Here is a 26,490-nt window from a genome sequence, read left to right as displayed (position 1 = left end):
TTGGGCTCCCTTACATCTTAAATTCAATCTCGATTTTGCCTTCAATCAGTCTGGCACTGCACGGGGGGTAGCTGCGGGTGGTTTTATACACTTTGTCGAAAATATGGATCTCGACGCCCGAGTGCAAAGAGGTATTGACGACCAGCTGGGTGTTATCGAGCAAGTCGTGCAGGGTATGATCTAGTTCCGACAGCTGATGTTCCAGTGCCTCGGCCTGTTTGCAGTAATGTTGTTGTGTCGCGCCGATTTTTGCCAGCAAGGTTTTTTTCTTTTCGGCATCTTTTACATGGTCGGCTTTTTCGACCGCCTTTTGCAGGTTATTGATCTGCTCATCGGTCTGGCTCAGCTCTTTGAGACACAGATCGGTGCGTTCAGTGATCTCCATGCCACTGCGTGCCAGGTAAATCGCCATGGTTGCACCTGAGCTGCTGCCAACTTCGCCCGCCACCAGCATCTTAGCATCAAAAATAGTGCCGCCAATGAGCTTACCTTTGGGCGATTCATCCAGACCAACCTGCAACAGGTTACGTGCTTTGATATCACAGTGATTACTTTGCTTTTGGATAAAGACATTCTGACCTTCGAGGTAGGTGTACTGACCGTGGGTGATCTGAACATCGCCTTTGGCTATCAGGCGACAGGTCAGCCCCTGATCGTCGTTGCTGTGATCCAAATGGCCAATCACACCACCGCGCACTTCGATGTTGCCATCCGAAATGAGTTCGCCCGATTCTACGGTGCCCATTACAGTGATATCGCCATGGGCTTTTATTTTCATGCCCGGATCGACATTGCGGGTAACCAGCACACTGCCGCTAAATTCAATATGGCCACTGCGCACATTAACATCAGCAATGGTAAAGATATCATCTACCCGCATGCCATTGGGAATATCGGACGGGCAGCCCGCAATGGTCGAGACCAGCTGCAACGGGTTGGTCGGGGAGATCTCGGTGCCTTCACCGGCCATCAGCTGAAAGCTGTCTCCGGGCTTAGGGGCTATACTGTCTCCGGTAACGGTAAAACCTTCTTTACCTGGGGTTGCCGGCCTTTGCGTAACCAACAAGGTGCCGGGCGCAACGCTTGCCAGAGCGCCAAAGTCGCGCATATCGACTGTGCCGTCTTCACGCAATTTAGGTTGTTTCAGGCGTTCTTTCAATGTTTGTACATGCGGCATGAGCTTGGCCGGGGTGCCATTTTCAGGTGGCCGCCCTTGGGCGACAATACCGGTGACTTCACTACCCGGCGGGGATTCCAGCTGCTGCTTGAGCAAGTTTTCCAGGTAGACTTGTTTATAGCCTCGGGTGACGCCCACCTTAACGATGGCGCGTTTGGCATCTTCAAGGCTGATCATCTTGCCACCCTGAGCTGTGGTAAGTCTGGCGATGGCCTGCATTTTGTCTTCGCTGAGTGCCACTTCTATGTGTGCATCTTTTTGTTGCCCCACAATCAGCTGCGCAGCGGGGGTATCTTGCTTAAAGTAAGCTGCAATGGACTCGTGATCGATTGCGCAGTCAGCATAAGGTGAGCGCTCGAGTGCTTCAACCACAAACGCTGCACTGGGGGGCGACGCGGAAGCGACGTCCATCAATATATTGCCATTTTTTGCGAGTTTAAACACAGGCTTATCCTTATTGCTTATCACTTACTACGATGCCAAATACCTCAAATTGCCAAAAAGTGCGGCCATTTCAGAGTCGCACAACGCGCTCTGCATATCACCAGATTGCTAAATTAATAGTATGCGGTCAAGTGTTTAAGATCAAAGTTAAGATGATGAAATTTCGGCGCTCTGATAAGCAAAAGCCCGCATAAAGCGGGCTTGGTAGTTGTATAACCTGGGTACGGGTATTAATTGGTTGAAGGCAGCTCCATGATGCCGTCAATCTCAATTTGTACGCCCTTAGGCAGCTCTTTAACACCTATGGCAGCACGCGCCGGGTAAGGCGTTTTAAAGTGCTGGCTCATGATTTCATTCACAGTGGCAAAGTTGCTCAGATCGGTCAGGAAGATGTTTACCTTAACCATATCCTGTAGCTGGCCGCCGGCTTCTTCACATACGGCCGTGAGGTTTTTAAATACCTGTTGTGTTTGCTCTGCGAAATCTTCAGAGATTACTTCCATTGTTTCAGGCACCAAAGGGATCTGCCCCGAAAGGTAAACCGCCGTACCGACTTTAACTGCCTGACTGTAGGTGCCGATTGCCGCCGGCGCCTGATCGGTTGAAATAATGGCTTTATTCATAGTCTTTCCTTTATCGCTTCCTGGTTACACGTTGTACATCTGGCATCACCCGGATCCGGCGCATAATGTTCGCCACATGGATCCTGTCTTTAACGGTGACACCCAGGTCTATCACGTACAGGTTGCTCTCTTTTTCTTCGGTTGCTATCTCCACAATATTGGCTTGTGTACTAGCAACCACATTGGTTAATTTGGCCAACGCACCCTGGTGGTTGATTATCTCAACCCGCAGTGCTGCGATGTATTCTTTCTCGGGGTTATCTTCCCACTTTACCACAAAGTACTTGGCGCGTTCATTACGCCAGCCTTTGATGTTTTTACATTCCTGGCGGTGGACCATTAAGCCCTTACCCTGGCTGACATAAGCGGTAATGTCGTCACCCGGAACCGGGCGGCAACATTTGGCATAAGTCACCAGCATGCCTTCGGTACCAATGATGGGTGCTTTGGCTTTTTGTGCCAGGCTCTCAATGGCATCATCGGCTTGCAATAGGCGTTTAGCCACCAGCATACTCATGATATTGCCGTTGCCAATTTCTACCAGTAGCTCCAGGACGGTATTGAGCTCATGCTCTTCCAGTACTCTGTCTATCTGTTCGGTGGGAATATCGTCCAGCTTATGTTCACCCAGTGCGGAGTCAAGTAAGCGTCGGCCCAGCAGGATGGATTCTTCCTGATGCTGACTCTTAAGGTAGTTGCGTACGCCCAGGCGCGCTTTACCCGTGACGATAAAGTTGAGCCAGGTGGCATTAGGGTGTGCGCCCGAACTGGTAATGATCTCAACAGTCTGGCCGGTATCCAGCGCTTTACTCAGTGGGTAAGGCTTGCGGTTAACCCGTGCGCCAACACAGGTGTTTCCTACGTCGGTGTGAACGGCATAGGCAAAGTCGACCGCCGTGGCGCCCATAGGTAATTCAATGATCCGCCCATCCGGCGTAAAGACATAAATCTCTTCGGGGAACAGCTCAGTTTTAACGTTTTCAACAAACTCAAACGACGAGCCGGCACTTTGCTGCAGCTCAAGCAGGCTTTGCATCCATTGTCTGGCGCGTTGCTGTGCGGTGTGGCCCGAACTGTCACCGGCTTTTTTATACATCCAGTGTGCTGCGACTCCTTTGTCGGCCATATGATCCATATCGTGGGTACGAATTTGGATCTCCACCGGAATACCGTGCGGCCCCACCAAGGAGGTATGCAAAGACTGGTAACCATTGGTTTTGGGTACCGCGATATAATCTTTAAAGCGGGTTTCGATGGGTTTATACAGGTTGTGCGCCACACCCAACACCCGATAGCAGGTATCTATGCTGTTGACGTTGATACGAAAAGCATAAATGTCCATCACTTCGTTGAACAGCAGCTCTTTGTTGAGCATTTTTTTGTAAATGCTGTAGAGGTGTTTTTCGCGGCCACTGACCGAGGCATCAATCCCAGCTTCTTCCAGGCGCGATTCAATCTCAGACTGAATATTGCTGATCACTTCTTTACGGTTGCCGCGTGCTTTCGCAACTTCTGATTTAAGTGCTCTGTGACGCATTGGATATAAAGCCGCAAAGCCCAGATCTTCCAGCTCGTTCTTAATATCGTGAATACCAAGGCGGTTGGCGATGGGAGCAAAGATCTCCAGGGTTTCGCGGGCTATCCGGCGGCGCTTTTCCGGGCGCAGAAAGCCCAGAGTCCGCATATTGTGCGTGCGGTCAGCCAGCTTGATCAGGATAACCCGAATATCCTGGGTCATGGCCATGATCATTTTGCGGTAGTTTTCGGCCTGGAACTCTTTTTTGTCTTTAAAGTCGAGTTTATCCAGCTTACTGACGCCGGCCACCAGCTCGGCAACGGTATCGCCGAAGATCTCGGCCAGGTCTTTTTGGCTGAAATCGGTGTCTTCAATCACATCATGCATCAGGGCCGCCATCAGCGTTTCATGGTCCAGCTTCATACTGGCCAGGATCTGCGTGACTTCAACCGGGTGGGTAATATAAGGCTCGCCGCTGGAGCGGGTTTGCCCTTCATGCGCTTCGCGGGCAACCACGTAGGCTTTTTGCACCAGTTCCACATCTTCGGGTGGCAGATACTCTGATATTTTTTTCTTTAAGCCTTCAAACAGATACATTCACACTCCAATGTTCCAGCGAAGTTACACCAATGACGCAATAGCATATCCTGCGCTCAGGCTATGTTGCTTGATTGGTATTAATAATAAGTTAAGTACTGAATATACGATGAATTGACTTCGAAGCCAATCGACTAACCAATTTATTAGTCTGAAAATGAGGTGTTCAGCGGCCTGTGGCGCAGAAACAATAACGCCAGCTAAAAAAGCTGGCGTTATTGTTATACAGGTCGCAGTGGATTAGCGATTGCCACCCACAATTGCAGCAACAGCAGCAAGCTCAGCAGCTTCCTGAGTTTGTTGCTCTTCGCGATCGATCATGTCCAGTGAATCGCTGGTGACCATGCCTTTTTCGATCTCGCGCAATGCGATTACGGTTGGCTTGTCATTTTCAGCTTCAACCATAGGGTCTTTACCACCGACTGCAATCTGACGAGCGCGACGCGCTGCAACAAGAATTAGGTCGAAACGGTTACCAATTTTATCTACTGCGTCTTCTACTGTTACGCGAGCCATCGAAGCACTCCAAAAAATTCAATACATTTAGCAAAGGGCTAGTCTACTAAAAAGCACCGGATTCGCCAAGTATATGGTTAAAAAATATCGGCCATCAGGGTCTGGGGTTGCCGTGCGGGCAGGCCTCAGACCTAAACTCGATACAGGGCACGATGAAAGCGGGTTATTTCAATAACTCAGCGATCAACGCGTGCTGGCTCAGCTGCTGCTTTTTCAGCTCCAGTCGTGCTGCTACCACAATATGCTCTAGTTCATTCAGCGCGGTAGCAAAATCATCGTTAACCAGCAGGTAGTCAAACTCATTGTAGTGTGAGCATTCAGATTTAGCTTGCTCCATGCGCGAGGCAATGACTTCCTGAGAGTCCTGACCCCGACTATTAAGACGCTCTTCCAGAGCCTGTTTGGAAGGTGGCAGGATAAAAATGGTTTTTACTTCAGGCATCAGCTCGCGCACCTGACGGGCACCTTGCCAGTCAATGTCGAGAAACACGTCGATACCGGCAGCTAACTGGGCTTCAATTGCCTGCTTAGAGGTGCCATAGTAGTTGTCGAATACCTGTGCCCACTCAAAAAAGTCATTCTGGTTGATTAGCGTCTTAAACTCATCGACCGAGACAAAGTGATAGTGCTCGCCGTTATTCTCACCCGGACGAGGCGCACGGGTTGTATGAGACACCGAGACCCGGACCTTATCTTGTCTTTCCAGCAGGGCTTTAATCAAACTTGACTTTCCGGCACCGGAAGGCGCCGAAAGAATAAACAAATTACCGCGATTTTGATGTGGCATACGTCAGACCTATCAGGTTGCAATGCAGCGATGTGCGCATAAGCACAGCGCTGGTTGTCCAAAAGCGTTATTTTAATGCCATATCGTTTAACTTACCAGCACCGGGGTACTCAATCCGTGCGTTGCAGCACAAACATCTGATAGCCGAACTCGCCAAGATACTGCTCATAGATGGCAATTTCCCGGGCCATATCCTGCAGTGCCAAAGAGTTGGGCTGGTGGCTGAGGCGGCGTGTGACTTCGGTTTTGAGCGGCTCATAGTAATCAGCCCAGGCCTGCTGACTCAGCGTAAAGTGCGCCAGTACCTCGAAGCCTGCTTGTTCAATCTGTGCCAGCCGTATCGCAATGGCTTGCATATCCGGGTACTCCTGTTGCCAGAATATACGTGCTTGTTCTGAGGGTGTATCGTTTAGCCACACCAGATCGCTGATCATTAAACAACCGGCTGAACTCAGAAACGGGCGCCAGGCATTCAGCGCCGCCGCAAAGCCCATGATATAAGCCGAACTTTCGGCCCAGAGCAGATCAAAGCTGCCAGGCGCAAAGGGCAGTGCGGTCATACTGGCACACAGCGGCGTTACGCGTTTATCCAGCCCTTTATGTTGTAGTCGCCGCACCAGACTCTGGATTGCCTCAGCTTCATTATCTACCGCTGTGATCCGCGCCTGCGTTTCACGGGCGAGCAACTCGCTGGCAAAGCCTTTTCCGCAGCCGATATCCAGCACATTTTGTGGTGCAAAGGGAATATGCGCTAACGCCTTGTGCGTATCGGCATCATTGCCAGGTCCCCAGCGTTCTAACTGATGAAAGACCGCCATAAAGTCGGCCATATAAGTATCGTGTTCGTTCATGTCTTTTGATAACCATTTTAAGTAAAGGCTTTGCTGTTCATCAAAGCCTTGTTGTTCAAGCCAGTTTCGATGTGCATCGGGTGCCAGTTTGTTGGCCTGTGTATGCCAGTTGCGCAGCGAGCCACGGCCAAGCAGCGCCGACAACAAACTGTGCGCCTGTTGCTTGTGTGCTATCTCGGCTTCCAGCTCGGCGAGCCTTCGGCTCAGTACCGTGCGGTCTAGTTTGGCCTCCAGCGCTTGTTTGCACTCACTCAGCGTCAGCCCGCCAGCCTGTAACTGTTGTAGCAGTCGCACCTTTTGCAGGTCCTGCTCGCCATATAGCCGATAACCATTACTGGCGCGACGGCCACAGAGCAGTCCGCGCTTTTCGTAATACAATAAAGTAGAACGCGACAAACCCAGCTGCGCTGCCAGCTCAGAAATTCGATACATCAAATCCGGCTCCTCCTGTCTGCCTGACTTTGTAAAACCCTGTCAGGCGGTAACGAATGAAAACGATAAACTATGAAGTTATAGACAGGTCAATGGCCGGGAGCAAAATTTAACTGCAGATAAAGTGTGTGATGTGAGTTTAAGCACAGCAAGCTGAGGGAGTATCACAAGCAGCACTATCGAATGGGCTTATAAAAGTATTCATAAAGGGTTTGTGTTAGTGTTAACTTTGTTTCTAAAATGCTGCTATTTGTGGTTTTGCTTGCTAGGTTAGCTGCAGGAATAAATAGGGAGATGCATGCGCGTGAAAAACAGTCCTGATAAGCGCAATCACAAAGTGGAGAATTTCAGGCGCTATGTGCAGCGCTCAATCCGCCAGTTAAGACACCATAGAGGCTGGTCTCAGCAAGAGCTGGCTAGGCGGCTGGGTGTCGACCAGGCCACCATAAGCAATTACGAATCCGGCAAAACCGATATGAGTTACGCTCAGATGTTCGAACTGTTTCTGGTTTTTGGTAAAGACCTGACCGGCGTACTGAAGTTAACCGACCTTGAAGAACAAAGTCCTTCAACAGATGAAAAGCCGGAAAAGGAGTAGGTTATGAAGGAATTTATTTTGATAGCGGAATATTTGCCACTGGCTATGATTTTCGTCGCACTTATATTCAGTTGGCGGGTGGTGACTGCGCGCTGGTTTCTCTTAGCTTTTATGGCTATTGAACTGGTTGATATTGCATTGAGACCTATAATCTGGGAGTGGAAAACGCACTACTATATTGTTGATATCATAGTGACATTTGTTTTCATAATGCCCATTGTTTATAGGAGAAATGTGGCGCTAAAGTTGTTTAATCTAACTGGTCATGTGTACTTCAGTAAAGTTTATGAATTGCAAAGGTTAACATCTCAGGAGTGCTTAATACTGATACTTTTGGCTATCGGCTGTTTGACAAACCTCATAGCATGGTTAGAAGTTCTGGCTTACAAGTACTACTTCATCGATACCGCGCCATTCAAGTTATATTTCCGAGACAACATCATGCTTGTACTGCATGTTTTGTATAGCATGGCGTTACTAACTTACACGGTCAAGGCAGAGCAAAGAGAGGATTACGTAAGAAATGAAAATACTACTAAGTAAAGAGAGCATTCAAATTGTGAAAGGTGGATGGTGGGTCGGAAGTCCAAGTCTGCCGCGGAGAGTTCAATTTGCCAAATCATCTTCGAAAGGACAATGGACTCCCCATGTAAACACGACAGTTGAACAAAGGTAGTTATAGAAGGCTGTGGGTTTTTATAGTGCAGGAGGCTTTGAGTTACCTGACAGATTCCAGATAGTTTATTCGACTTAAAGCCAGCTTAATTGCTAAAACAAAAAGCGCGTTCAGCGCTTTTTTTATGAAGATATACATAATCGCACCTGGATCTAAGATAAGTGCTAGACAATCAGCTAATAACCTGTTTTATAGACCGTTTATGAACGATTAGAAATACTTTCAGTAGTAGGCTACAAAGCAGCCCCGGCAGGTTTTGAGCAAATACGCTGGGATGAGTGAAGTATGCTAACCATCACCAATTTATCTAAGTACTATGGCACCCACTGTGCGCTCAGGCAGGTGTCTTTTTCAGTAGAGCCGGGTACGGTATTAACCATTTTAGGCCCCAATGGCGCGGGCAAAACCACCTTGTTTAAAATACTGGCAGGCTTATCTCACGACTATCAGGGCAGTGTGTGTTTTGGCCCGGACAAAAAGTTGCAGGCGCATGATATCGGGTTTGTATTTGACTCCTCCAGGGCGTTTTACCCCAAATTGACGGCATTTGAAAATCTTCGCTATTTTGGCGTTGTAAAAGGGTTATCACGGCAGGTTGCAAAAGACACAGCGCTGCAACTTCTTCAGACGTTTAGCTTATCAGATAAAGCAGAGCAGCAGGTGCAACTGCTATCCAGAGGCATGCAACAGCGCCTCGCATTGTGCCTTTCACTGATCTCCAACCCAAAGGTCTTACTGCTTGATGAGCCTACTCTGGGGTTGGATATTGAGAGTCAGAAAGAGTTTGAACTATGTATTGAACAAGTCAAAGAGACAGGCACCATTGTCCTGATAGCGACGCACCAGATGGATACGGCGCAGCGACTTGGTAATTATTCATTACTGCTTAATAAAGGGGAAGCGGTGCGCTTTGGCAATACACAAACCTTACTGGCTAACACTTGCGGTGAGCAGTACACCATTACAACACAACACCCGCTTCCTGAGGTGCTCCCTATGCAGTGTGAGCGATTGTCTGAACAGTCAATCAGGTTTGACACCTCCGTGAGCAGTCTAAATGAGATGCTGGCATTGCTCACGCGATTTAATATTGTCACCGTTGAAAAACATCAGGCCAGTCTGGAAGGGTTGATCCGCAGGGAGTTAGACTTATCATGAATTTTATTACCTTGCTCGGACTGGAGCTGCACCGAAAGTGGGTGACCGCAAAGCGATATCCGCTGAACTTTTATGCCAGTATTGTTTTTGCTGCTGTCATTCTCATCCTGGTTATTTCGGGCGCCTCTTACCTGTCTGGCGGGGCATTATCATTGCAGCGGATGGAGTCTTTGGTATTGGGGTATTACCTGTGGACACTGACGGTTGGTATTTCATCTGCCGCCGCTGAAGAGGTTGTTGAAGACGCCAAGCTGGGCACGCTGCCACATATTTTAACGTCAGCGACAAGCTTATTTAGTGTATTGCTGGCACGCAAAGTGGTGCTGGTGCTGTATCAGTTGCTGGTTGTGGGAGTTGGGTTTGTATTTATCAATTGGTATTTTGACCTGCAAATACGCTTTCATCCTATGATGCTGTGGGTCTTTTTGCAGATAGTTGTAGCAGGGTTTGCGGTGTCTTACCTGTTAGGTGCCATTGCCCTGGTAAATAAACAGATGAGTACCTTTATTGCTTTTGTTCAGCTGCTCCTGATCATGGTGTTTTTGGTGCCAATAGAAAGTGAACTAAGCCTTTATATCCCTGTCAGTGGATCTATGTATTTACTCAGATCTTTGGCCAGTGGCATCCCTGTTGAAGCAAGCCAGATGGTGCTCGCAAGCCTGCCCAGTGTCATTTTATTTATGCTGAGTTCGCTGTTTTTCCACTTTATGTATAAACAGGCCAGGCGCCGGGATGTGGTCACTCAGCTGTAACGGGTAAAGCCTGCACATCTTCGTTTTGTACGCGCAAATAGATGTCCTCAACCGTAATGGTAAAGTCAATGGAGTCAAAGTGGACCTCTGCGCCTTAAATAATGTGGCATCGACTAATGTAGATGCCGCAGCTATTAATTCCAGTTGAGCAGAGCGATATTGGCGTTACCTTCGTAACGGAAGGTTAGATTTACTTTGGCACCGGTTTCTCGCATAGAATATAAATGGTCACAGTCCACATATTCGGTGCAGCTGAAGGGTTTACCCAGGAAACGATAGCCTTGTTCTTTGTCATCATAAACCAGCGTATCTTGCTGTAAATTTACATCTGACAGAATGTATTCAGTCCCAATACTATCCTCTTTTACCGAGCTAATGGCTTTGAGTTGCACCTTTTTGGTTGAAGCGTCGGCAGGCGCATTATTGACCTCAGACTCTGTCACCTCTAGTTGGTATTGGTGGCCCCATTGATATTCAAACCCTTCAATCAAGCCATAATGCAATGAATAGCTTTCCTCATCAGAGGGTTTGACCCTGAGACATAATTGTTGTGCCACTCCGGTACAATGTTGAGCGTAAGCATCAATGTTCCAAACTTGTGTTTTTGTTTCTGCACGCTCATTTTTATTCTGTAACGATGGTGCAGCGCTGGAGTCTGATGAGCCGCACCCTGCGAGATAAAGCACCGCTACGCTGGAGATGAGAGCTTGCCTGCTGAGTAATGTCATTTTTGTCATGTCCATATTCCTTGTTTATTTGACTACACGATGATGTTAACTGTACCCAGGTTGTGTTTCAATTGGTGTGACCACCTAAATCGAATAAAAAATCAGCATGTAAAGCTGTCACTTCCTGCCAGGCCGGGATGACCCTTAGTCATTCTGCAGGCACACGTTATTTTGAACTCCACCAGGTGGAGCAGATGATATCTGAACTTCTACCTTAGTATGGCAAAGATAGTCGAGAGAGGGAGCTATGGGGTTGTGCGCTTTTACTTCTGAGCCGATAGGCAACTTCAGGCATAAAGTTTGCTAACTTGTTCAATAGAGTGGGCGACACCGAAAAAGGATTTACAGAATGAAGGTTCAAGGTCAGGTAAGTGTACAAAGCCTGTATCAGGCACAATCGATTCAAAGTGATGAAAAAGCAGGCAAGACTTTGCCGCTATCTGAGATGACAGCAGGCAATAAGGATCATGATAAATTTGATTTTACCAGCATGACGTTGAAAGAGCTGTCTGATGCATCAAAAACTTTGTATGACGAAGGCGTACTTACTTTGGGGCAGCACGCCTCTTTGTCATTACACTATACTGCGACAAAAACAGGGCTAAATCAGGGAGACGGACAAGTTTCCCTGAGTGCATTATCCAAAGCAGAAAACAACAAAGTCGATGTGATTGCCATACAAAAAGCACGTGTTGCTACGGCAAAAGCCAGTGGTGCCTCTGCGACTGAAATTCAATTCTCGCAAAACTTGCTCGATACGCTGCAAGCCTATCAATTTGGCGGTGCAGGGCGGTTTTACTCCCTGGCCTGATAGCGATATGTTTGACATATGGCAGCAATAAAATAATGAGTAAAGGATGATGAAAACTGGTCGTAATGACCCTTGCCTCTGCGGCAGTGGAAAAAAGTACAAACGGTGTTGTATGAATAACACTGCCAAGCAGCATGGCGAAGTGTCTAACGATGTTGACGCCTTACTAGCCATGAATCCCGATTTGACGATTGATGAGCTTAATGTCGCATTGCAGCACAAAAACAATGAGCGGAATAATCAACCTCTTTCGGATTTTTGTGGTTTATCGCCCACACAAATGCAGAACTGGCTCTATGCGCCGTTCGATGAATTGCAAAGGGTGAAAATCTGTACGCCAGAAGACGTGTCTGCCAGTCCTGTAATGCGCTATTTAACCTTGATCCTTGACGAAGCCATGCAAAATGATGGCGCGTTTAAAGCGACCAGTAAAGGCAACTTACCGATAAAGCTGGTCAAGCAGGCCAGTGACTTAAGAGATGAATTTACTGTAGGACAAGCGCCCTATGTAAAAAATATCAGCATCTGCGAGTTTGCAGGTAGCAATGAGGATAAATTCAATGCGCTGCACTACACCCGCATTCTGGCTGAAATTGCTGGTATTATTTATCGTCGCAGCGGCAAATACCATGTGAAAAAGACGGCGCAAAAGGACTATCAAAAACACGGTATTCAGGCATTTTTTAAACCTATGCTGGAAGCCGCTGTTAGTCGCTACAATTGGGCTTATCTCGATGCCTTTGATACAGATTTTGATTTACGCACCTTCTGGCTGTTTATGTTATGGCGTCTGCAAAGCCATGCAAATGTCGGGCGGCTGATTGACGAGTTGAATACAGCGTTCCCCGATTTGCTCCTGTCAATGCCTGTTGATCGCTACTTATCACCACCAGAGTACTTACGCATTGTGACTGAATCGCGCTTTATCGAGCGGTTTTTACAGTTCTGGGGCTTCGCTGCTTTAGAACCAAAACGGAGTTTCTCTGAAAAGAGTGAGCCCAGAAAAGTCAATCTATTGCCGCTGTTGGCAGATACCTTCCGATTCTCAATAGAATAAAAAAAAGCCCCAACAGCTGGGGCTTTTCAATGGGTTTTGAGGGGTATTTATCACAGTTCGGGGCAATTTGTGTGCTGTCAAAAGTTCGCACTCGTATTGAGTGTGTCTGATACTCTTTTTCTGTTACTTTCAATTGTCATACTTCGATATTTGGTATGTCTGGTGCCTGTGATTTCAGATGCTGCGCTCTTATCAAAATATGCGCTCTCACCTTTGTGATGTAACTTTTATCGTCTTCGGTAAAATGAGGCGCTTGAGTAATTGCCTCGACAAATTGCTGTTGTGTTAGAGCTTCGATGACTTTATCTGCCAAATAGACTAACAAGGTATATTCTGCTGCCATAGTCTTCATATCCATTCATCATTACTGACCGGGAGACTATCATCTTGCGCTGTAGATAGAGGGGAAAGCGACGGTGACGTGAGTTTGATACCTAGTCCGTGTAGAACTGCAAACACAGCAGCAAGGGTGCAATTGTCATTGCCATTCTCAATGCGCGACAAGGTGTTGACCCCCACATTGCAAAGCGCAGCACAGTCAACGAGTTTCATGTTCATTGCCGTACGCTTTGCTTTAATCAGTTGCCCTAATATATTCGCGTTCTCAATAAATTCTGTCTCAGGCATTTCTGAGATAGTCACCTTCTTTGCCATCGCTTTGCATCAATATTCATCAATACCAGTGATTTTAGGTTAGTGTGAATTCATAACAAGTTTGTTCACCGTTAATGGTGATTTTATGTGTTGATGTTAGTTGTAATTCTATAATTCACCGTTACCGGTGAATTATAGAGTGCAATGTCATGATTTGTGACAGCTCGCCGGCAAAGCTACGGCTGGGTTGAACTTACATTGCTTGGAAGCCATTGAAATAATCGCATATTCAATACGCGCCTCTCTGAGGTGCGGAAAATGGCTCTGAAACTTCTTACTTTTCTTATTCTTAAAGTTAGCACGGAGAGCAACATGGACAGCCACCTCAAACTGGCGTGAAGGCTTTTAGGCAGGTTCGACTTTGAGACTGCCCACAATTAGTCTGTGAGTTTATCAGTGGGTGTCAGCTAAAAATCCAGAGAAAAACCACGGGAGACTTGGCGGAGTTTATTGTTATGCCTTGTTGCGTTAGGCTAGCCGACAGATTAATCGGGCATATTTAAAAAAGGCACTAATGTGTATGACTTGCAGAAATTATTCAGTCACTTGAAAAAATTAATCTTAAATAGAAATACTCAATCTGAGCAGGTAGCGACCATTGAAGAGCTCATTAAATTGAGTCAGGATTATGACGGTCACAAACGAGAAAACGCCGTTTTAAGGCTAGGTATGATGGGGGATCCGGTGGCTATTCCCTGTCTAATTATCCGGGTGAATGATTGGGTGCCTCAAGTTAGAGATGCGGCAGTAAAAGCGTTGAGCAAGTTGATGGTAGACGAAAATGTTGAGGCCTTTATTCAGTGTCTTCCTCAAGTATATCATCTACAGGGCTGCCACAGAGCCAATCATCAAGATGTTATTCGGCAAGTAGAGACTTTGCTGTTAACAGAAACAAACCGAGGCCATTTGTTGGCAGCTGTGCAAAGCGCAAACATTTATGTAGCCAGGCTCTGCTTGAATTTAGTCATTGAACATCAGGTTGTTGATGCCCAAATGCTGTTACCTATGGCCTTTGCGAGTAAAGATGCCTTAGTCAGAGCCCATGCTTTTCGCTGGTCTGGCGTTCACTATCCGCAAGTGTTGGAGAAGTACTACCTAAGCCTATTAAATGATAAGTTTATGCCAATCCGCAAAGCCTCATTGAAGCACCTGCTAATGGCCAACTACAGTGCTCAGGTAGCTGAAAAAGGGCTAGTTGATCGCCATTCGTCGGTACGTGAGCTGGCTGTAAAGCACTGCCAGGCAAATGGTAATGATGTTGTGGCATTTTACAGGGAGCATCTTACTAAAGATTCAAGTACTAAGGCAGCTATCTGGGGGCTTGGCTATCTTAAGTGTGTTGATGCACTAGACAAGATAAAATTCTTTTATCAGCATGGAACACCCTCTGTCAGAAAACAGGCGCTAAACAGTTTATTGAAGTTAGACTCCCGCAATAGTAAGGCTTATCTGTTGAACGGGCTAAAAGATCCCTCCCCTTCAGTATGTAAGGAGGCAGCAAGACTGATTGTAAAAACACAGGTCTACCTGAATGCGAAAGCGTTGATGGATATCATTTGTGGCTCAGACCATCCGTATACCGCACGAGCATGTGTCGCGCTGTCTCATCAAATCAATAAGTGGGAAAGAGTGGTATTTTTACTGATGCTAATGTCAAACGAACAGGTCGTTTCTATGTTTAATGAAGGCCAGATTAAATCAGAGCTGGCGAATTGGGGGGATGGCTATAACCGTTCATTTATCCAGCCTACACAAGCGCAAATTTATGAGATCAGCGTGTTGATGGCGGGAGTGCCCGCAACCAGGCTTAGTGAACACTTCCGCAGCTTTGCGCACGCCCTTAAAACGTTGAGCATTCATTAAAGAGTATACTAATCATTTTGTTATATCTGCATGAGGGGCGACAGAGGCAATGAAATGCGGGGTGTTGAACTAAAAAGCCCCAACAGCTGGGGCCTTTCAACGAGTTTAGTTTTAATCACTCAATATTCTGGATCTGCTCGCGCATTTGCTCAATCAGTACCTTGAGTTCAACGGCGGCGTTGGTGATCTCGGTATTGATGGATTTAGACGCCAGAGTGTTAGACTCGCGGTTGAACTCTTGCATCATAAAGTCCAGGCGTCGGCCACATGCGCCGCCTTTTTTCAGGATCTTATGGGTTTCTTTAACGTGTGACTTGAGGCGATCGAGTTCTTCTGCCACGTCCTGTTTTTGCGCCAGGTAGATAAGTTCCTGCTCCAGGCGGTTCTCGTCGATTTCGGCTTTCAGGTCTTCCAGCTTAGCGGTGAGTTTCTCACGCTGCCATTTAGCGACTTCCGGCATATGGCCTTCAACAACGGCAACCTGCTCCAGAATACTGTCCAGGCGAGTGGTGATCATGGTTTCCAGGTTGTTACCTTCACTGGCGCGCGCGGCTTTAAAATCCTCAACCAGGGCGTCAAAGCCTTTTAACAACTCGCTGTTTACTGTGTCGAGATCCACTTCTTCGGCTTCCATGACGCCTGGCCAGCGCAGGATGTCTGTTGGATTGATCTCGCCACCGCTGTGCGACTGCACCCATTTGGCGTTTTCAATCAGCTGCTTGCTCAGGGTTTCGTTGATCGACAGCTGACCTACGTGAGCCGGGTTGGCGGTGAACTTTAAAAATACTTCCACTTTACCGCGCTGTAAGTGTTTGCGCAGGCGCTCGCGAATAACCGGCTCCAGGCCTCGGAATTGCTCCGGTGCGCGGATAAAGGTTTCAAGATAGCGTTGGTTTACGGAGCGGATCTCCCACACACCGGTGCCCCAGTCGCCCTTGATCTCTTTACGGGCATAAGCGGTCATACTATGGATCATATAAGTTCCTAATCTAATTTAAGGTTGTGGCGTGTCTGCATGTGGTGACCTAAGGGTCAGCGCTGTCGTTGCTGAACACACACATCGCCATGAACGAAACACCGCCATTATAGCTGAAACATCGGTCAGCTCTAGTGGCTGGGTGTGAATTATTCGCGATCCGCATGGCATAGCGCCTGGGAACCCTTTATAATATCGCGAAACTTTGATGATAGGGGAAGGTGGATGCGTCCAAGCGAAAGAACTGCAAATCAAATCAGACCGGTAACTTTTACACGTAACTATACTATGCATGCCGAGGGCTCGGTGCTGGTAGAGTTCGGCAACACTAAGGTGTTGTGTACTGCCACTGTTGAAGCGGGTGTACCGCGTTTTATGAAAGGCCAGGGCAAAGGCTGGATCACTGCAGAATACGGGATGCTTCCGCGTTCTACTCATACGCGTAATGGCCGTGAAGCGGCAAAAGGCAAGCAGGGCGGCCGTACCATGGAGATCCAACGTCTGATCGCCCGTGCATTGCGTGCTGCGGTTGATTTGAGCGCGCTGGGTGAAAACACCATTACTATCGACTGTGATGTCCTACAAGCCGACGGTGGTACACGTACTGCGTCTATCAGCGGCGCTTGTGTTGCTTTGGTTGATGCACTGACTCATATGCGTGCCAAGGGCATGATCAACGCGAACCCACTGAAGTTTATGATTGCGGCTATTTCTGTCGGCGTTTACAACGGCGAAGCGATTACCGATCTGGAATATCTGGAAGACTCAGAAGCCGAAACCGACATGAACGTGATCATGACCGAAACCGGCAAACTGATTGAAGTACAAGGCACAGCCGAGGGCGAACCTTTCTCATTTGAAGAGCTGGATGAGCTGCTGGCACTGGCTAAGCATTCAATCCGTGAGATCATTGACCTGCAAAAACAGGCGCTGGCATAAGCATTCGAAAATAAGAAGGTATCGTATGAAACAGTATCAAAAAGACTTTATTGAATTTGCCCTGCAAAAGCAGGTGCTGAAGTTTGGTGAATTTACGCTTAAATCTGGCCGTACCAGCCCTTATTTCTTCAATGCGGGCCTGTTTAACACCGGTCGCGACCTGGCGCGTTTAGGACGTTTTTATGCCGCTGCACTGGAAGATGCTGGCATTGCGTACGATGTGCTATTTGGCCCGGCGTACAAAGGTATTCCGATTGCAACGACGACTGCAGTGGCTCTGGCGGATCATTACGATAAAGACGTGCCTTACTGCTTTAACCGTAAAGAGAAAAAGCAGCACGGTGAAGGTGGCAACCTGGTAGGCTCTGAGCTGGCTGGTCGTATCATGCTGGTGGATGATGTGATCACGGCGGGCACGGCTATCCGTGAGTCGATGGAGATCATTGCAGCCAATGAAGCCGATCTGGCCGGTGTGTTGATCGCCCTTGACCGCCAGGAAAAAGGCAAAGGTGAGTTGTCTGCCATTCAGGAAGTTGAGCGCGACTTTAACACCGCTGTGGTATCTATCGTGAAACTGGCTGACCTAATCACTTACCTTGAGCAGCAAGGTGATATGGCCGAGCACCTAGAAGCGGTTAAAGCGTATCGTGACCAGTACGGTGTTGCTTAATTAAGTAGCCCGTTAAAATTGTATTTAAAAACCGGCTTAGGTGATGCACTTAAGCCGGTTTTTTTATGCCTGCTGTGGCGACTTTGTACCAGCTGCAAAAGTGTTTTGTAGAGATCCGCTCACAAAACCAGCCAAGGTTCAGACGAGTATGATAACCTAAGCGGGTTAGTCAGCTAATTAGTTAATTAAATCATGCATATTCACATTCTTGGGATCTGCGGCACCTTTATGGGTGGCATTGCGGCCATTGCGAAGTCGCTGGGCCACAAGGTAACGGGATCCGATCAAAACGTTTATCCACCTATGAGCACTCAGCTGGAGTCGCTTGGCATTGAATTAACCCAGGGCTATGATCCGGCTCAGCTGGACCCGGCACCCGATATGGTGGTGATTGGCAATGCCATGAGCCGGGGGAACGCCTGTGTGGAATATGTGCTGGAGCGCGGCTTGCCTTATACCTCAGGCCCCGAGTGGCTAAAACATCACGTGCTGCAAAACAGCTGGGTACTGGCGGTAGCTGGTACGCATGGTAAAACCACCACCGCCAGTATGCTGGCCTGGTTGCTGGAATATGCAGGGCTGCGGCCAGGCTTTCTGATCGGTGGCATAGTGCAAAACTTTGGCGTGTCGGCACGCACCAGTGATACCCCGTTTTTTGTTATTGAGGCCGATGAGTACGACACGGCGTTTTTTGATAAGCGCAGTAAGTTTGTTCATTACCTGCCGCGCACCTTGATCATGAATAACCTGGAATTCGATCACGCCGATATTTTTGCCGATCTGGCCGCCATTCAGACCCAGTTTCACCATTTGCTTCGTACCTTACCTGCGCAGGGTAAAGCGATTTACCCGGCAGCGGATAAACCCCTGTGCGAAGTGATAGACAAAGGCTTCTGGAGCCAGCAAGAAACCCTGGGTGGCGACTGGGATTACCGCCTGTGTAAAGCCGATGGCAGCGAGTTTGAGGTGTTACTGAACAACCAAAGCCAGGGCACAGTGAGCTGGCAGGCCATTGGCGAGCATAACGTCAAAAATGCCGTGATGGCTATTTCGGCTGCGCGTCATGTGGGTATTCCCGTTGCTGTCAGCATTGAGGCGCTCGGTGAATTTATCTCGCCTAAGCGACGTATGGAGTTGCTGGGAGAGGTAAACGGCGTGTGTGTGTATGACGATTTTGCACATCATCCCACGGCCATTGAAACCACTTTGGCGGGATTGCGCGCCAAAGTGGGCGATGCCCGCATTACTGCGATTTTGGAGCCGCGCTCTAACACCATGAAAATGGGTGTTCATCAGCAAACCCTGATGGACTCGCTGGCGGCAGCCGATGAGGTGATGCTGTTTGAGCCGCCCAATCTGAGCTGGTCACTGCAAGAGGCTGCTAAGCAGGCAGGCTATGGCTGTTATCACAACACCGATGACATAGTCGCGGCGGTGGCGGCCAAGGCAAAGCCGGGTGAGCATGTCTTGATCATGAGCAACGGTGGGTTTAATGGGATCCACACCGCAGTGTTAAGTGCACTGCGCGAAAAGAGGTCATAAAGTTATGTCACAATTTAAGCCAGCCATTACGCTGGCATTCAGCGGCGCATCGGGCGCGCCATATGGGCTGCGTTTACTCGAAGTGCTGGTGGCACTGGATTATCAGGTTTATGTGCTGATCTCCAGTGCTGCCCGAGTGGTGCTGGACACCGAATCTAACATCAAACTGTCTGGTAACGAAGACAAGGCCACAGCGCAGCTCAGTGAGCTCTATCAGGCCAAGGCTGGGCAAGTTCAGGTGTTTGGTAAAGACAACTGGTTCAGTCCGGTGGCGTCGGGCTCTGCGGCGCCGAAGAAAATGGTGGTCTGCCCGTGCAGCGCGGGTAGCGTGTCGGCGATTGCCATGGGGGCATCCGACAACCTGCTAGAGCGCGCGGCAGATGTGGTGATCAAAGAGCGCGGCGAGCTTATTCTGGTGCCCAGAGAAACGCCGTTCAGTGCTATTCATCTGGAAAATATGCTCAAACTAAGCCGCCTTGGGGTCACTATTATGCCCGCGGCGCCCGGGTTTTATCACCAGCCACAAAGTATCGAGGATCTCGTCGATTTTATGGTAGCGCGCATTCTAGACCACTTAGGCATAGAGCATCAGCTGGCGAAACGCTGGGGCTATGGCGACTGAAGCTAAGCCGTGAAGCTGCTCGGTTATACAGCGTATTGATACAAACAAGTGAAAACAACAACATGGGGATGTGAGGAAAAACAATAAGATGACAAAGGCATTAAATATATCTGGCCTGCGTAAGGTCTACAGCAACGGCGTTGAAGCCGTTAAAGGAATTGATTTACAGGTTGAGCAGGGCGACTTTTTCGCGTTGCTGGGCCCAAATGGTGCGGGTAAGTCGACTACCATAGGGGTTATTTCTTCGTTGGTGAACAAAACGGCGGGTCAGGTTGAAGTATTTGGCCAGAGCATAGATACCGACCTGGAAGCGGCCAAGTCTCACCTTGGCCTGGTGCCGCAGGAGTTCAACTTTAATCAGTTTGAAACCCTCAATCAGATTTTGGTCAATCAGGCCGGCTATTATGGTGTGCCGCGGGCGCTGGCCCATGAGCGCGCTGAAAAATACCTGAAGCAACTGGGCTTACTGGATAAAAAAGACAAGCAGGCCCGCACCTTATCGGGCGGTATGAAGCGTCGTCTGATGATTGCCCGTGCTTTAATGCATGAGCCAAAGCTGCTGATTTTGGATGAACCCACAGCCGGAGTAGATATCGAGCTGCGCCGCTCTATGTGGGGCTTCCTGCGTGAGATCAACGCGCAGGGGATCACCATTATTCTCACCACCCATTATCTGGAAGAAGCTGAGCTGCTGTGTCGCAATATCGCCATTATCGATCAGGGCAAAATCGTCGAACACACCACCATTAAAGCCTTGCTGGCGAAGCTGGATAAAGAAACCTTTGTGCTGGACCTTAAAGCACCCATCAACCCGGTAACACTAGAGGGCTATGAGTATACGCTGACAGATGACCACACTCTGGAAGTCGAAGTGGCTAAGTCTCAGGGTCTGAATGGGGTGTTTACCCAGCTCAATGAGCAGGGCAATACGGTGCTGAGTATGCGAAATAAGGCAAACCGCCTGGAAGAATTGTTTGTCGGATTACTGGAACAGGGGCGCAGCGAATGAAAATCTTAAACTATGGCGTAGCACTGAAAAGTATCTGGATCAAAGAATGTATCCGTTTCCTACGCATTTGGGTGCAAACCCTGGTGCCACCGGCCATCACCATGACCTTATACTTTGTGATCTTTGGCTCTCTGATCGGCTCACGCATTGGTGAAATGGGTGGATTTAGCTACATGGAGTTCATTGTGCCGGGTCTTATTATGATGTCGGTGATCACCAACTCTTATTCCAATGTGGCATCGAGCTTCTATTCCACTAAGTTCCAGAAAAGCATCGAAGAGTTGTTAGTGGCCCCGGTGCCTAACTACATTATCGTGCTGGGTTATATGGGCGGCGGTATGGCCCGTGGCATGCTGGTAGGTTTGATAGTTACTTTGGTTAGTTTGCTGTTTGTGGATATTCAAATTCATAATCTGGCGGTGATAGTACTAACGGTATTGCTGACCTCGGCAGTCTTTGCGCTGGGTGGTCTGATCAATGCGGTCTTTGCTAATAGCTTTGATGACATCAGTATCATTCCAACCTTTGTGCTGACACCTCTCACTTATCTGGGCGGGGTGTTTTATTCTATCACTTTACTGCCGGAGTTCTGGCAGGGCGTGTCTCAGGTCAACCCGATTATCTACATGGTGAATGCCTTCCGCTATGGCTTCCTGGGTGTGTCTGATGTCAATATCACGCTGGCCTTTGGCGTGCTGATTGGTTTTATCACTGTGTTATTTGCAATAGCACTGAACCTGATCAAGCGAGGCGTTGGTTTACGTCATTGATCTGAAAGGTGGCAGAGTTTGCTCTGCCACACCGCTTACTTAATCGGGCTGACTGAGATAAAATAGCACCATTATTTTTTCAGACTATGAGCATTGATACGCTGTTATGTCAGACGCAAACTCCAGAAGCATTACCAGTAATCAGGCTGGGCTCCACGAAAAGTTAGACGAAGTGGTTCAGAAACACCTCAACACACCATTCAAAAAGCCCATTGCGGCCCATACTCAACAGGCTTTTGAGCAGGTGAATGAAAAAGTGCAGGCATACGATGGCCCCATTATTCTGGACTCCTGCTGTGGGGTAGGTGAAAGCACAGCAAACCTGGCAAAACTGCATCCGGATGCCCTGGTTATAGGTATTGATAAGTCAGAGCACCGCCTTGAAAAGCATGATATTGAATACAAACAGACGGAGTCTGGTCAGTATATTCTGGTGCAGGCGGACTTGAATGACTTCTGGCGCCTGGCTTGTGAGGCCAACTGGCAGCCTACGCACCATTATTTGCTCTATCCCAACCCCTGGCCTAAAGCCAAACACCTGCAAAGGCGCTGGCATGGTGCGGCGGTCTTCCCTTATATCGTGGAGCTGGGTGGCCGACTGGAATTACGCAGTAACTGGTCAATTTACGTTGAGGAGTTTGCCCGCAGCCTTGAGTTGGCCGGTAAAAAGGCCGAGATCAGTGCCTATGAAAGCGATACAGCCATGACCCCGTTTGAGCGTAAATACTGGGCCAGTGGGCAACACAGCACCCGTTTGATTGCTCAGTTATAGGCCTGGTATCACCGGTGCGCAGTCAGGCGATACCGCACCGGTGTTCAGGCGCTGGCCTGTAAATCTTTGTCTATATTGCCCTGGCTGATGTTGATATGTGGTCCGGGTGTGCCGATAAGACTTCCTTCAACCAGCTTCACGTTACAATCCTGTAATTGCTCCAGTTGATATTTACTTTGTACACCGTCGACCAGCAGTGCAATTTGCCGCTCATGGCACAGCCTTGCAATGTGTTCAATGTATTCGTGTAATTCGGTATCTTCACCAAGCTGCTCAATCACGCTGGAGGTCAGTTTAACGCTGTCTATGGTGAGCTTGAGTACCCGACTGATGGTCAGTAAGCCGCTGTTACTCGATGCCACCATAATATTCACGCCCTTGCTTTTTAGTACATTGATATACACCCGCATGTCGGCAAAGTGCTCAATCACTTCCTGCTCTTCAAGCTCAAAGGTAATTTTGGCCGGTTGCGGGTAGCGTCTCAGCTGGGCAAAAATAAATTCCATCATTTGTGGATCGGCCAGGTCCTGCCAGCTCAATTGCATGCTCCAGGCATGGTGCGATTTACGAAAATGTGCAGTACACAACTCCAGCATCACTTTGGTCAGTTGTGAGCTCAGTCTGGAATGACGGATCACGTCAGAAAAAGACTCAGGACGTAAGATCAGTCCCTGCTCAGTGAGCACTCGGGGAGTGCAATGATATTGTTCTATGGCTTTGCTCTCGATGCCCATGCGTGGTGTAAAATAGGGCAGAATCCGGTGTTGTTCAAAGGCGCTTTGCACGGTTTTGGCAATCGCAATATGCGATTCCTGAATGGTTTTTATCTGCGCTGGATCTTGTCCATACATGCACACGCGCTGTTGTTTTTGCTGTGCCTGGCGGCAGGCAATAAACGCATTTTCCAGTAGCAGACGTTTATTACCGCTGGCGATCCCCGCAGTGAGCTGGACGTATAAATGTGGCTGCTGCAAGATAGGCGTTGTGGTCGGGAATTCATTGATCAGGCTGCTGAGGTAATGCTCTCCCTTGGTGGCGTCGCTCAACAACACCAGTTTGGCTGTCGCGAGGCGGTAGACTTTAAAGGGCACCGTAAATTCACTGAAATGGCTCATCACCCGGCGGATGATCTCATCGCCGACATCTGTGCCATAAAAGCTGACAATTTCTTCCAGCTCATTAATGGCAACAATTGCCAGGCTGAGGTGCTGGTTGGGGTTTTTGGCCAGATCCTGCTCTAATGCGAGGCGATTGGGGAAGCCGGTACGGGCGTCCGTGGTCAGGGTTTTCCTCAATATCAGTAAGTACATCCCGGCTACCAGCAAGGCAATGGCAAAAAAGAAACAAGCGGTGAACAGTGCCTCTTTAACACTTTTGGCCAGTTCGCTCTGAATGTGTGACGTTTTGATGTCTGCGCCAGTCAAATAAACCCGGCCGTCGCGTGTTACATGGGGAATAAAAATGGTTTTAAAATGGCCCCATTTGTCTTCAGAGATTTCAAACAAGGGCTGTGTTGAGCGAAAGGCGCTTTTGTTGATGGCAGTGGCCTCAGGGTACAAATCCAGCAAGCGAGTTACTTTGTCCTGCAGTACATCATTTTGGGTGTAACTGGAGGCGCTAAAGCGCACATAAGGGGCGTCGTAGACCATAGCATAAACGTATTCTACACCCAGGTGTTGGGCCAGTTGCGACAGTTGCCTGCTTTTGTGACGATACTCATCGTCGTTAATTTCACCGAGCCTGTCATGATAATCATCACCCAGTATTAATTGAGTGCTGCGTGCGGCCATCTGAAGTTTCTGGTCTATCCCATTAACTATGGTGCTGCGGGTTTGGTGGTAGGTATACAGTACATAGGCCGACAAAGACGCGATAAAGACCACAAAGCCGATAACTATCCAGGTCAGCGATAAAGCCTTCAGCGCAAAATTCCGTTTATTCATGTCAGTTTCCGTTTGAGTCTCAAGTCTGATGGGAAAGATTGTTCCTAATACTATCCATTTCTGGCAATGCTGACAAAATATTTAACGAAATTGCCTTATTTGTGAACCCCAGACCTTACAAGTGTCGTACTAAATACTGGGTTTAACGCGTAATGCGGTGTCATCAGAGGTTCATCAAATTATCAAGCAGAGTTCATTTTTTTTGACTGCATTGCAGACTTTCCCATCGCTTTACAGTAAAGTTAGTCATTTCGTATCAACTTGGCAAGGTAACTCCCAATATCAGTTACCCACGCATGATTAGGTATTAAAATGGGTCCAAAGCGTTGTGCAGTCGCTTCTGAAGAAAGCTTAATGCGTATTTTCACCGTTCCAGAAGCACCCAGCTCCACGTTAAGTGTAATAGAGCAGGAAATTTCCAGTAATCTGGCGGGCTTTCTGAATGAAAATATCGCAGCAATTGAAAAGCCATTGCATGAGATAGAAAAAGACTTTCAGTCGGCGATGATCCCGGAAGAACCAATGTTTGTCTCTGACTATGCTCAGGATATTATGGAGCAGCTGGTTGCGCACTCTGTGCACACCGCCTCGCCAAGTTTTATCGGGCATATGACCTCAGCGCTGCCGCATTTTGTTCTGCCACTGTCTAAGCTGATGGTCGGGCTAAACCAGAACCTGGTAAAAATAGAAACTTCAAAAGCATTCACGCCTTTGGAGCGCCAGGTGCTGGGCATGATGCATCATCTTGCCTATGGTGAAAACGACGCCTTCTATGAAAAGTGGATGCACAGCGCGAAGACCGCGCTCGGTGCGTTCTGCTCTGGCGGCACCATTGCCAATATTTCGGCCTTATGGATTGCGCGCAACCGTTTGCTGGGTCCGGATGGCGATTTTAAAGGGCTCGCCAGTGAAGGGATCATGGCTGCCATGCTGCACTATGGCTATAAAGGCCTGGCTGTGCTGGTTTCTGAGCGCGGCCACTACTCACTGGGCAAAGCCGCCGATGTACTGGGCATTGGACGCAGCAACTTTGTTGCGGTAAAAACCGATGACAATAACAAGGTAAGTGTGGAGGCGATGCGTGCCAAAGCACAGGAACTGAGTGAGCGTGGGATCAAGGTCATGGCCATTGTTGGCGTTGCGGGCACCACAGAGACCGGCAACATTGACCCCTTGCCAGAAATGGCGGCCCTTGCACAGGAACTGGGTTGCCATTTCCATGTCGATGCAGCCTGGGGCGGTGCGACTTTGCTGTCTGACAACTACCGTCACTTGCTCAAGGGCATTGAGCTGGCAGATTCCATCACCATAGATGCGCACAAGCAGATGTATGTGCCAATGGGCGCAGGTATAGTGCTGTTTAAAGACCCTACCGCAACGGATGCCATTGAACACCACGCGGAGTATATTCTGCGTAAAGGTTCTAAAGACCTGGGCAGTCATACGCTGGAAGGCAGTCGTCCGGGCATGGCCATGTTAGTGCATGCGTGCTTGCGGGTGATTGGCCGTAAAGGCTATGAAATGCTGATCGACAAAGGCATTGAAAAAGCCCAGTATTTTGCAGATCTTATCCACGCAGACGAGGACTTTGAACTGGTTTCAGAGCCGGAGCTATGTCTGCTGACCTATCGCTACGTGCCAAAGCAGATCCGTCAGGCGATTGACCGCGCAGAGGAGCAGGAACGCATCGATATTTATGCCGCACTCAATCGCTTTACCGCCAGTATGCAAAAACGTCAGCGTGAGTCGGGGCGCTCTTTTGTTTCGCGGACGCGTTTAACTCCCGCTCAGTATCAGCATCAGCCAACGGTGGTATTCAGAGTGGTGTTAGCCAATCCGCTCACCTCAAAGCAGATGTTAAACGAAATCCTGTCAGAACAAAAAGGCCTGGCGCAGAGCGATCCGGTGTTTAAAAAGTATCTGGCAAAGTATATGGCCTAATGTGGCGTAGCCTGCGTTGAGCGCGTAATGCGCAAAGAAAACAGTGCATTTTGGCGAAGGCGAGAT

At 48.5% G+C, this 26,490-nt stretch carries 26 protein-coding genes; 15 read left to right on the top strand and 11 right to left on the bottom strand.

Annotated features, from left to right (window positions below):
- Positions 1-10 precede the first annotated feature (10 nt).
- The 6 genes from TW77_RS17290 to TW77_RS17265 form a co-directional block, all read right to left on the bottom strand.
- A complete protein-coding gene (locus TW77_RS17290) occupies positions 11-1,621 on the bottom strand; it encodes a DUF342 domain-containing protein (protein WP_046006226.1) in 1,611 nt (536 codons plus the stop codon).
- 230 nt (positions 1,622-1,851) lie between these two features.
- Positions 1,852-2,244 carry a RidA family protein gene (locus TW77_RS17285; protein WP_010383501.1) on the bottom strand — a complete coding sequence of 131 codons (393 nt, stop codon included), beginning with the start codon at positions 2,242-2,244 and terminating at the stop codon, positions 1,852-1,854.
- 10 nt (positions 2,245-2,254) lie between these two features.
- On the bottom strand, positions 2,255-4,357 hold the full coding sequence (gene spoT / locus TW77_RS17280; RefSeq protein WP_046006225.1) for a bifunctional GTP diphosphokinase/guanosine-3',5'-bis pyrophosphate 3'-pyrophosphohydrolase: 2,103 nt from the start codon (positions 4,355-4,357) through the stop codon (positions 2,255-2,257).
- A 240-nt stretch (positions 4,358-4,597) separates the two neighbouring features.
- Positions 4,598-4,873: a DNA-directed RNA polymerase subunit omega gene (gene rpoZ / locus TW77_RS17275; RefSeq protein WP_046006224.1), complete on the bottom strand. Its 276-nt coding sequence runs from the start codon at positions 4,871-4,873 to the stop codon at positions 4,598-4,600.
- A gap of 163 nt (positions 4,874-5,036) precedes the next feature.
- Positions 5,037-5,660 (bottom strand): guanylate kinase, encoded by a 624-nt coding sequence (gmk, locus tag TW77_RS17270; protein ID WP_046006223.1) that lies wholly within the window; start codon positions 5,658-5,660, stop codon positions 5,037-5,039.
- A 110-nt stretch (positions 5,661-5,770) separates the two neighbouring features.
- On the bottom strand, positions 5,771-6,943 hold the full coding sequence (locus TW77_RS17265; protein ID WP_046006222.1) for a MerR family transcriptional regulator: 1,173 nt from the start codon (positions 6,941-6,943) through the stop codon (positions 5,771-5,773).
- A 304-nt stretch (positions 6,944-7,247) separates the two neighbouring features.
- Between TW77_RS17265 and TW77_RS17260 the strand changes: the two genes are divergently transcribed.
- From TW77_RS17260 to TW77_RS17245, 4 genes are all read left to right on the top strand, one after another.
- Complete coding sequence (locus tag TW77_RS17260; protein ID WP_046006275.1) at positions 7,248-7,541, top strand: helix-turn-helix transcriptional regulator; 294 nt, start codon at positions 7,248-7,250, stop codon at positions 7,539-7,541.
- A gap of 3 nt (positions 7,542-7,544) precedes the next feature.
- Positions 7,545-8,084: a hypothetical protein gene (locus TW77_RS17255; protein ID WP_046006221.1), complete on the top strand. Its 540-nt coding sequence runs from the start codon at positions 7,545-7,547 to the stop codon at positions 8,082-8,084.
- A 418-nt stretch (positions 8,085-8,502) separates the two neighbouring features.
- Entirely contained in the window at positions 8,503-9,375 is an 873-nt protein-coding gene (locus TW77_RS17250) for an ABC transporter ATP-binding protein (RefSeq protein WP_046006220.1), read from the top strand.
- On the top strand, positions 9,372-10,127 hold the full coding sequence (locus TW77_RS17245) for a hypothetical protein (RefSeq protein ID WP_046006219.1): 756 nt from the start codon (positions 9,372-9,374) through the stop codon (positions 10,125-10,127). Before TW77_RS17250 ends, TW77_RS17245 begins: the two co-directional genes overlap by 4 nt.
- A 134-nt stretch (positions 10,128-10,261) precedes the next feature.
- Here the strand turns inward: TW77_RS17245 and TW77_RS24410 are convergent, their stop codons facing one another.
- A complete protein-coding gene (locus TW77_RS24410) occupies positions 10,262-10,864 on the bottom strand; it encodes a DUF4377 domain-containing protein (RefSeq protein ID WP_052713245.1) in 603 nt (200 codons plus the stop codon).
- 340 nt (positions 10,865-11,204) lie between these two features.
- Between TW77_RS24410 and TW77_RS17235 the strand changes: the two genes are divergently transcribed.
- Both TW77_RS17235 and TW77_RS17230 read left to right on the top strand, forming a co-directional pair.
- Positions 11,205-11,666 (top strand): hypothetical protein, encoded by a 462-nt coding sequence (locus TW77_RS17235; RefSeq protein WP_046006218.1) that lies wholly within the window; start codon positions 11,205-11,207, stop codon positions 11,664-11,666.
- 49 nt (positions 11,667-11,715) lie between these two features.
- A complete protein-coding gene (locus tag TW77_RS17230) occupies positions 11,716-12,723 on the top strand; it encodes a YecA family protein (RefSeq protein WP_046006273.1) in 1,008 nt (335 codons plus the stop codon).
- 136 nt (positions 12,724-12,859) lie between these two features.
- Here the strand turns inward: TW77_RS17230 and TW77_RS17225 are convergent, their stop codons facing one another.
- Positions 12,860-13,066, bottom strand: coding sequence for a hypothetical protein (locus TW77_RS17225; protein WP_156158700.1), 207 nt, complete (start codon positions 13,064-13,066; stop codon positions 12,860-12,862).
- A gap of 5 nt (positions 13,067-13,071) precedes the next feature.
- Complete coding sequence (locus tag TW77_RS17220; RefSeq protein ID WP_046006216.1) at positions 13,072-13,377, bottom strand: helix-turn-helix domain-containing protein; 306 nt, start codon at positions 13,375-13,377, stop codon at positions 13,072-13,074.
- 546 nt (positions 13,378-13,923) lie between these two features.
- Here TW77_RS17220 and TW77_RS17215 point away from each other — a divergent pair.
- Entirely contained in the window at positions 13,924-15,240 is a 1,317-nt protein-coding gene (locus tag TW77_RS17215) for a HEAT repeat domain-containing protein (RefSeq protein ID WP_162197969.1), read from the top strand.
- A gap of 115 nt (positions 15,241-15,355) precedes the next feature.
- Here the strand turns inward: TW77_RS17215 and TW77_RS17210 are convergent, their stop codons facing one another.
- The gene (locus tag TW77_RS17210; protein WP_046006214.1) at positions 15,356-16,216 is read right to left on the bottom strand and encodes a YicC/YloC family endoribonuclease; all 861 of its coding nucleotides are present in this window, start codon (positions 16,214-16,216) and stop codon (positions 15,356-15,358) included.
- Positions 16,217-16,441: 225 nt separating this feature from the next.
- On the opposite strand from TW77_RS17210, the gene rph reads away from it, so the two are divergent.
- The 7 genes from rph to trmB all read left to right on the top strand — a co-directional run bounded on the left by rph (position 16,442) and on the right by trmB (position 22,540).
- Positions 16,442-17,155 (top strand): ribonuclease PH, encoded by a 714-nt coding sequence (rph, locus tag TW77_RS17205; RefSeq protein WP_010383487.1) that lies wholly within the window; start codon positions 16,442-16,444, stop codon positions 17,153-17,155.
- A 25-nt stretch (positions 17,156-17,180) separates the two neighbouring features.
- Positions 17,181-17,825, top strand: coding sequence for an orotate phosphoribosyltransferase (gene pyrE, locus TW77_RS17200; RefSeq protein WP_046006213.1), 645 nt, complete (start codon positions 17,181-17,183; stop codon positions 17,823-17,825).
- Between the two features lie 192 nt (positions 17,826-18,017).
- On the top strand, positions 18,018-19,367 hold the full coding sequence (gene mpl / locus TW77_RS17195; protein WP_046006212.1) for a UDP-N-acetylmuramate:L-alanyl-gamma-D-glutamyl-meso-diaminopimelate ligase: 1,350 nt from the start codon (positions 18,018-18,020) through the stop codon (positions 19,365-19,367).
- Positions 19,368-19,371: 4 nt separating this feature from the next.
- Positions 19,372-19,989 carry a flavin prenyltransferase UbiX gene (locus TW77_RS17190; RefSeq protein ID WP_046006211.1) on the top strand — a complete coding sequence of 206 codons (618 nt, stop codon included), beginning with the start codon at positions 19,372-19,374 and terminating at the stop codon, positions 19,987-19,989.
- 88 nt (positions 19,990-20,077) lie between these two features.
- Positions 20,078-20,998 carry an ABC transporter ATP-binding protein gene (locus tag TW77_RS17185; RefSeq protein WP_046006210.1) on the top strand — a complete coding sequence of 307 codons (921 nt, stop codon included), beginning with the start codon at positions 20,078-20,080 and terminating at the stop codon, positions 20,996-20,998.
- Positions 20,999-21,000: 2 nt separating this feature from the next.
- Positions 21,001-21,768, top strand: coding sequence for an ABC transporter permease (locus TW77_RS17180; RefSeq protein WP_156158702.1), 768 nt, complete (start codon positions 21,001-21,003; stop codon positions 21,766-21,768).
- Positions 21,769-21,874: 106 nt separating this feature from the next.
- Complete coding sequence (gene trmB, locus TW77_RS17175; RefSeq protein WP_046006208.1) at positions 21,875-22,540, top strand: tRNA (guanine(46)-N(7))-methyltransferase TrmB; 666 nt, start codon at positions 21,875-21,877, stop codon at positions 22,538-22,540.
- Positions 22,541-22,584: 44 nt separating this feature from the next.
- Here trmB and TW77_RS17170 read toward each other — a convergent pair whose 3' ends face one another.
- Positions 22,585-24,483 (bottom strand): EAL domain-containing protein, encoded by a 1,899-nt coding sequence (locus tag TW77_RS17170; protein ID WP_052713244.1) that lies wholly within the window; start codon positions 24,481-24,483, stop codon positions 22,585-22,587.
- Positions 24,484-24,795: 312 nt separating this feature from the next.
- On the opposite strand from TW77_RS17170, the gene panP reads away from it, so the two are divergent.
- Positions 24,796-26,424, top strand: a complete 1,629-nt coding sequence (gene panP / locus TW77_RS17165; RefSeq protein WP_046006206.1) for a pyridoxal-dependent aspartate 1-decarboxylase PanP — start codon at positions 24,796-24,798, stop codon at positions 26,422-26,424.
- The last annotated feature ends 66 nt before the right edge of the window (positions 26,425-26,490 follow it).

The sequence above is a fragment of the Pseudoalteromonas rubra genome (assembly GCF_000967655.1).
Classification (GTDB): domain Bacteria; phylum Pseudomonadota; class Gammaproteobacteria; order Enterobacterales; family Alteromonadaceae; genus Pseudoalteromonas; species Pseudoalteromonas rubra_A.
Note: the sequence above shows the minus strand (reverse complement) of the source record. Positions and strands in the feature narration are given on the sequence as shown.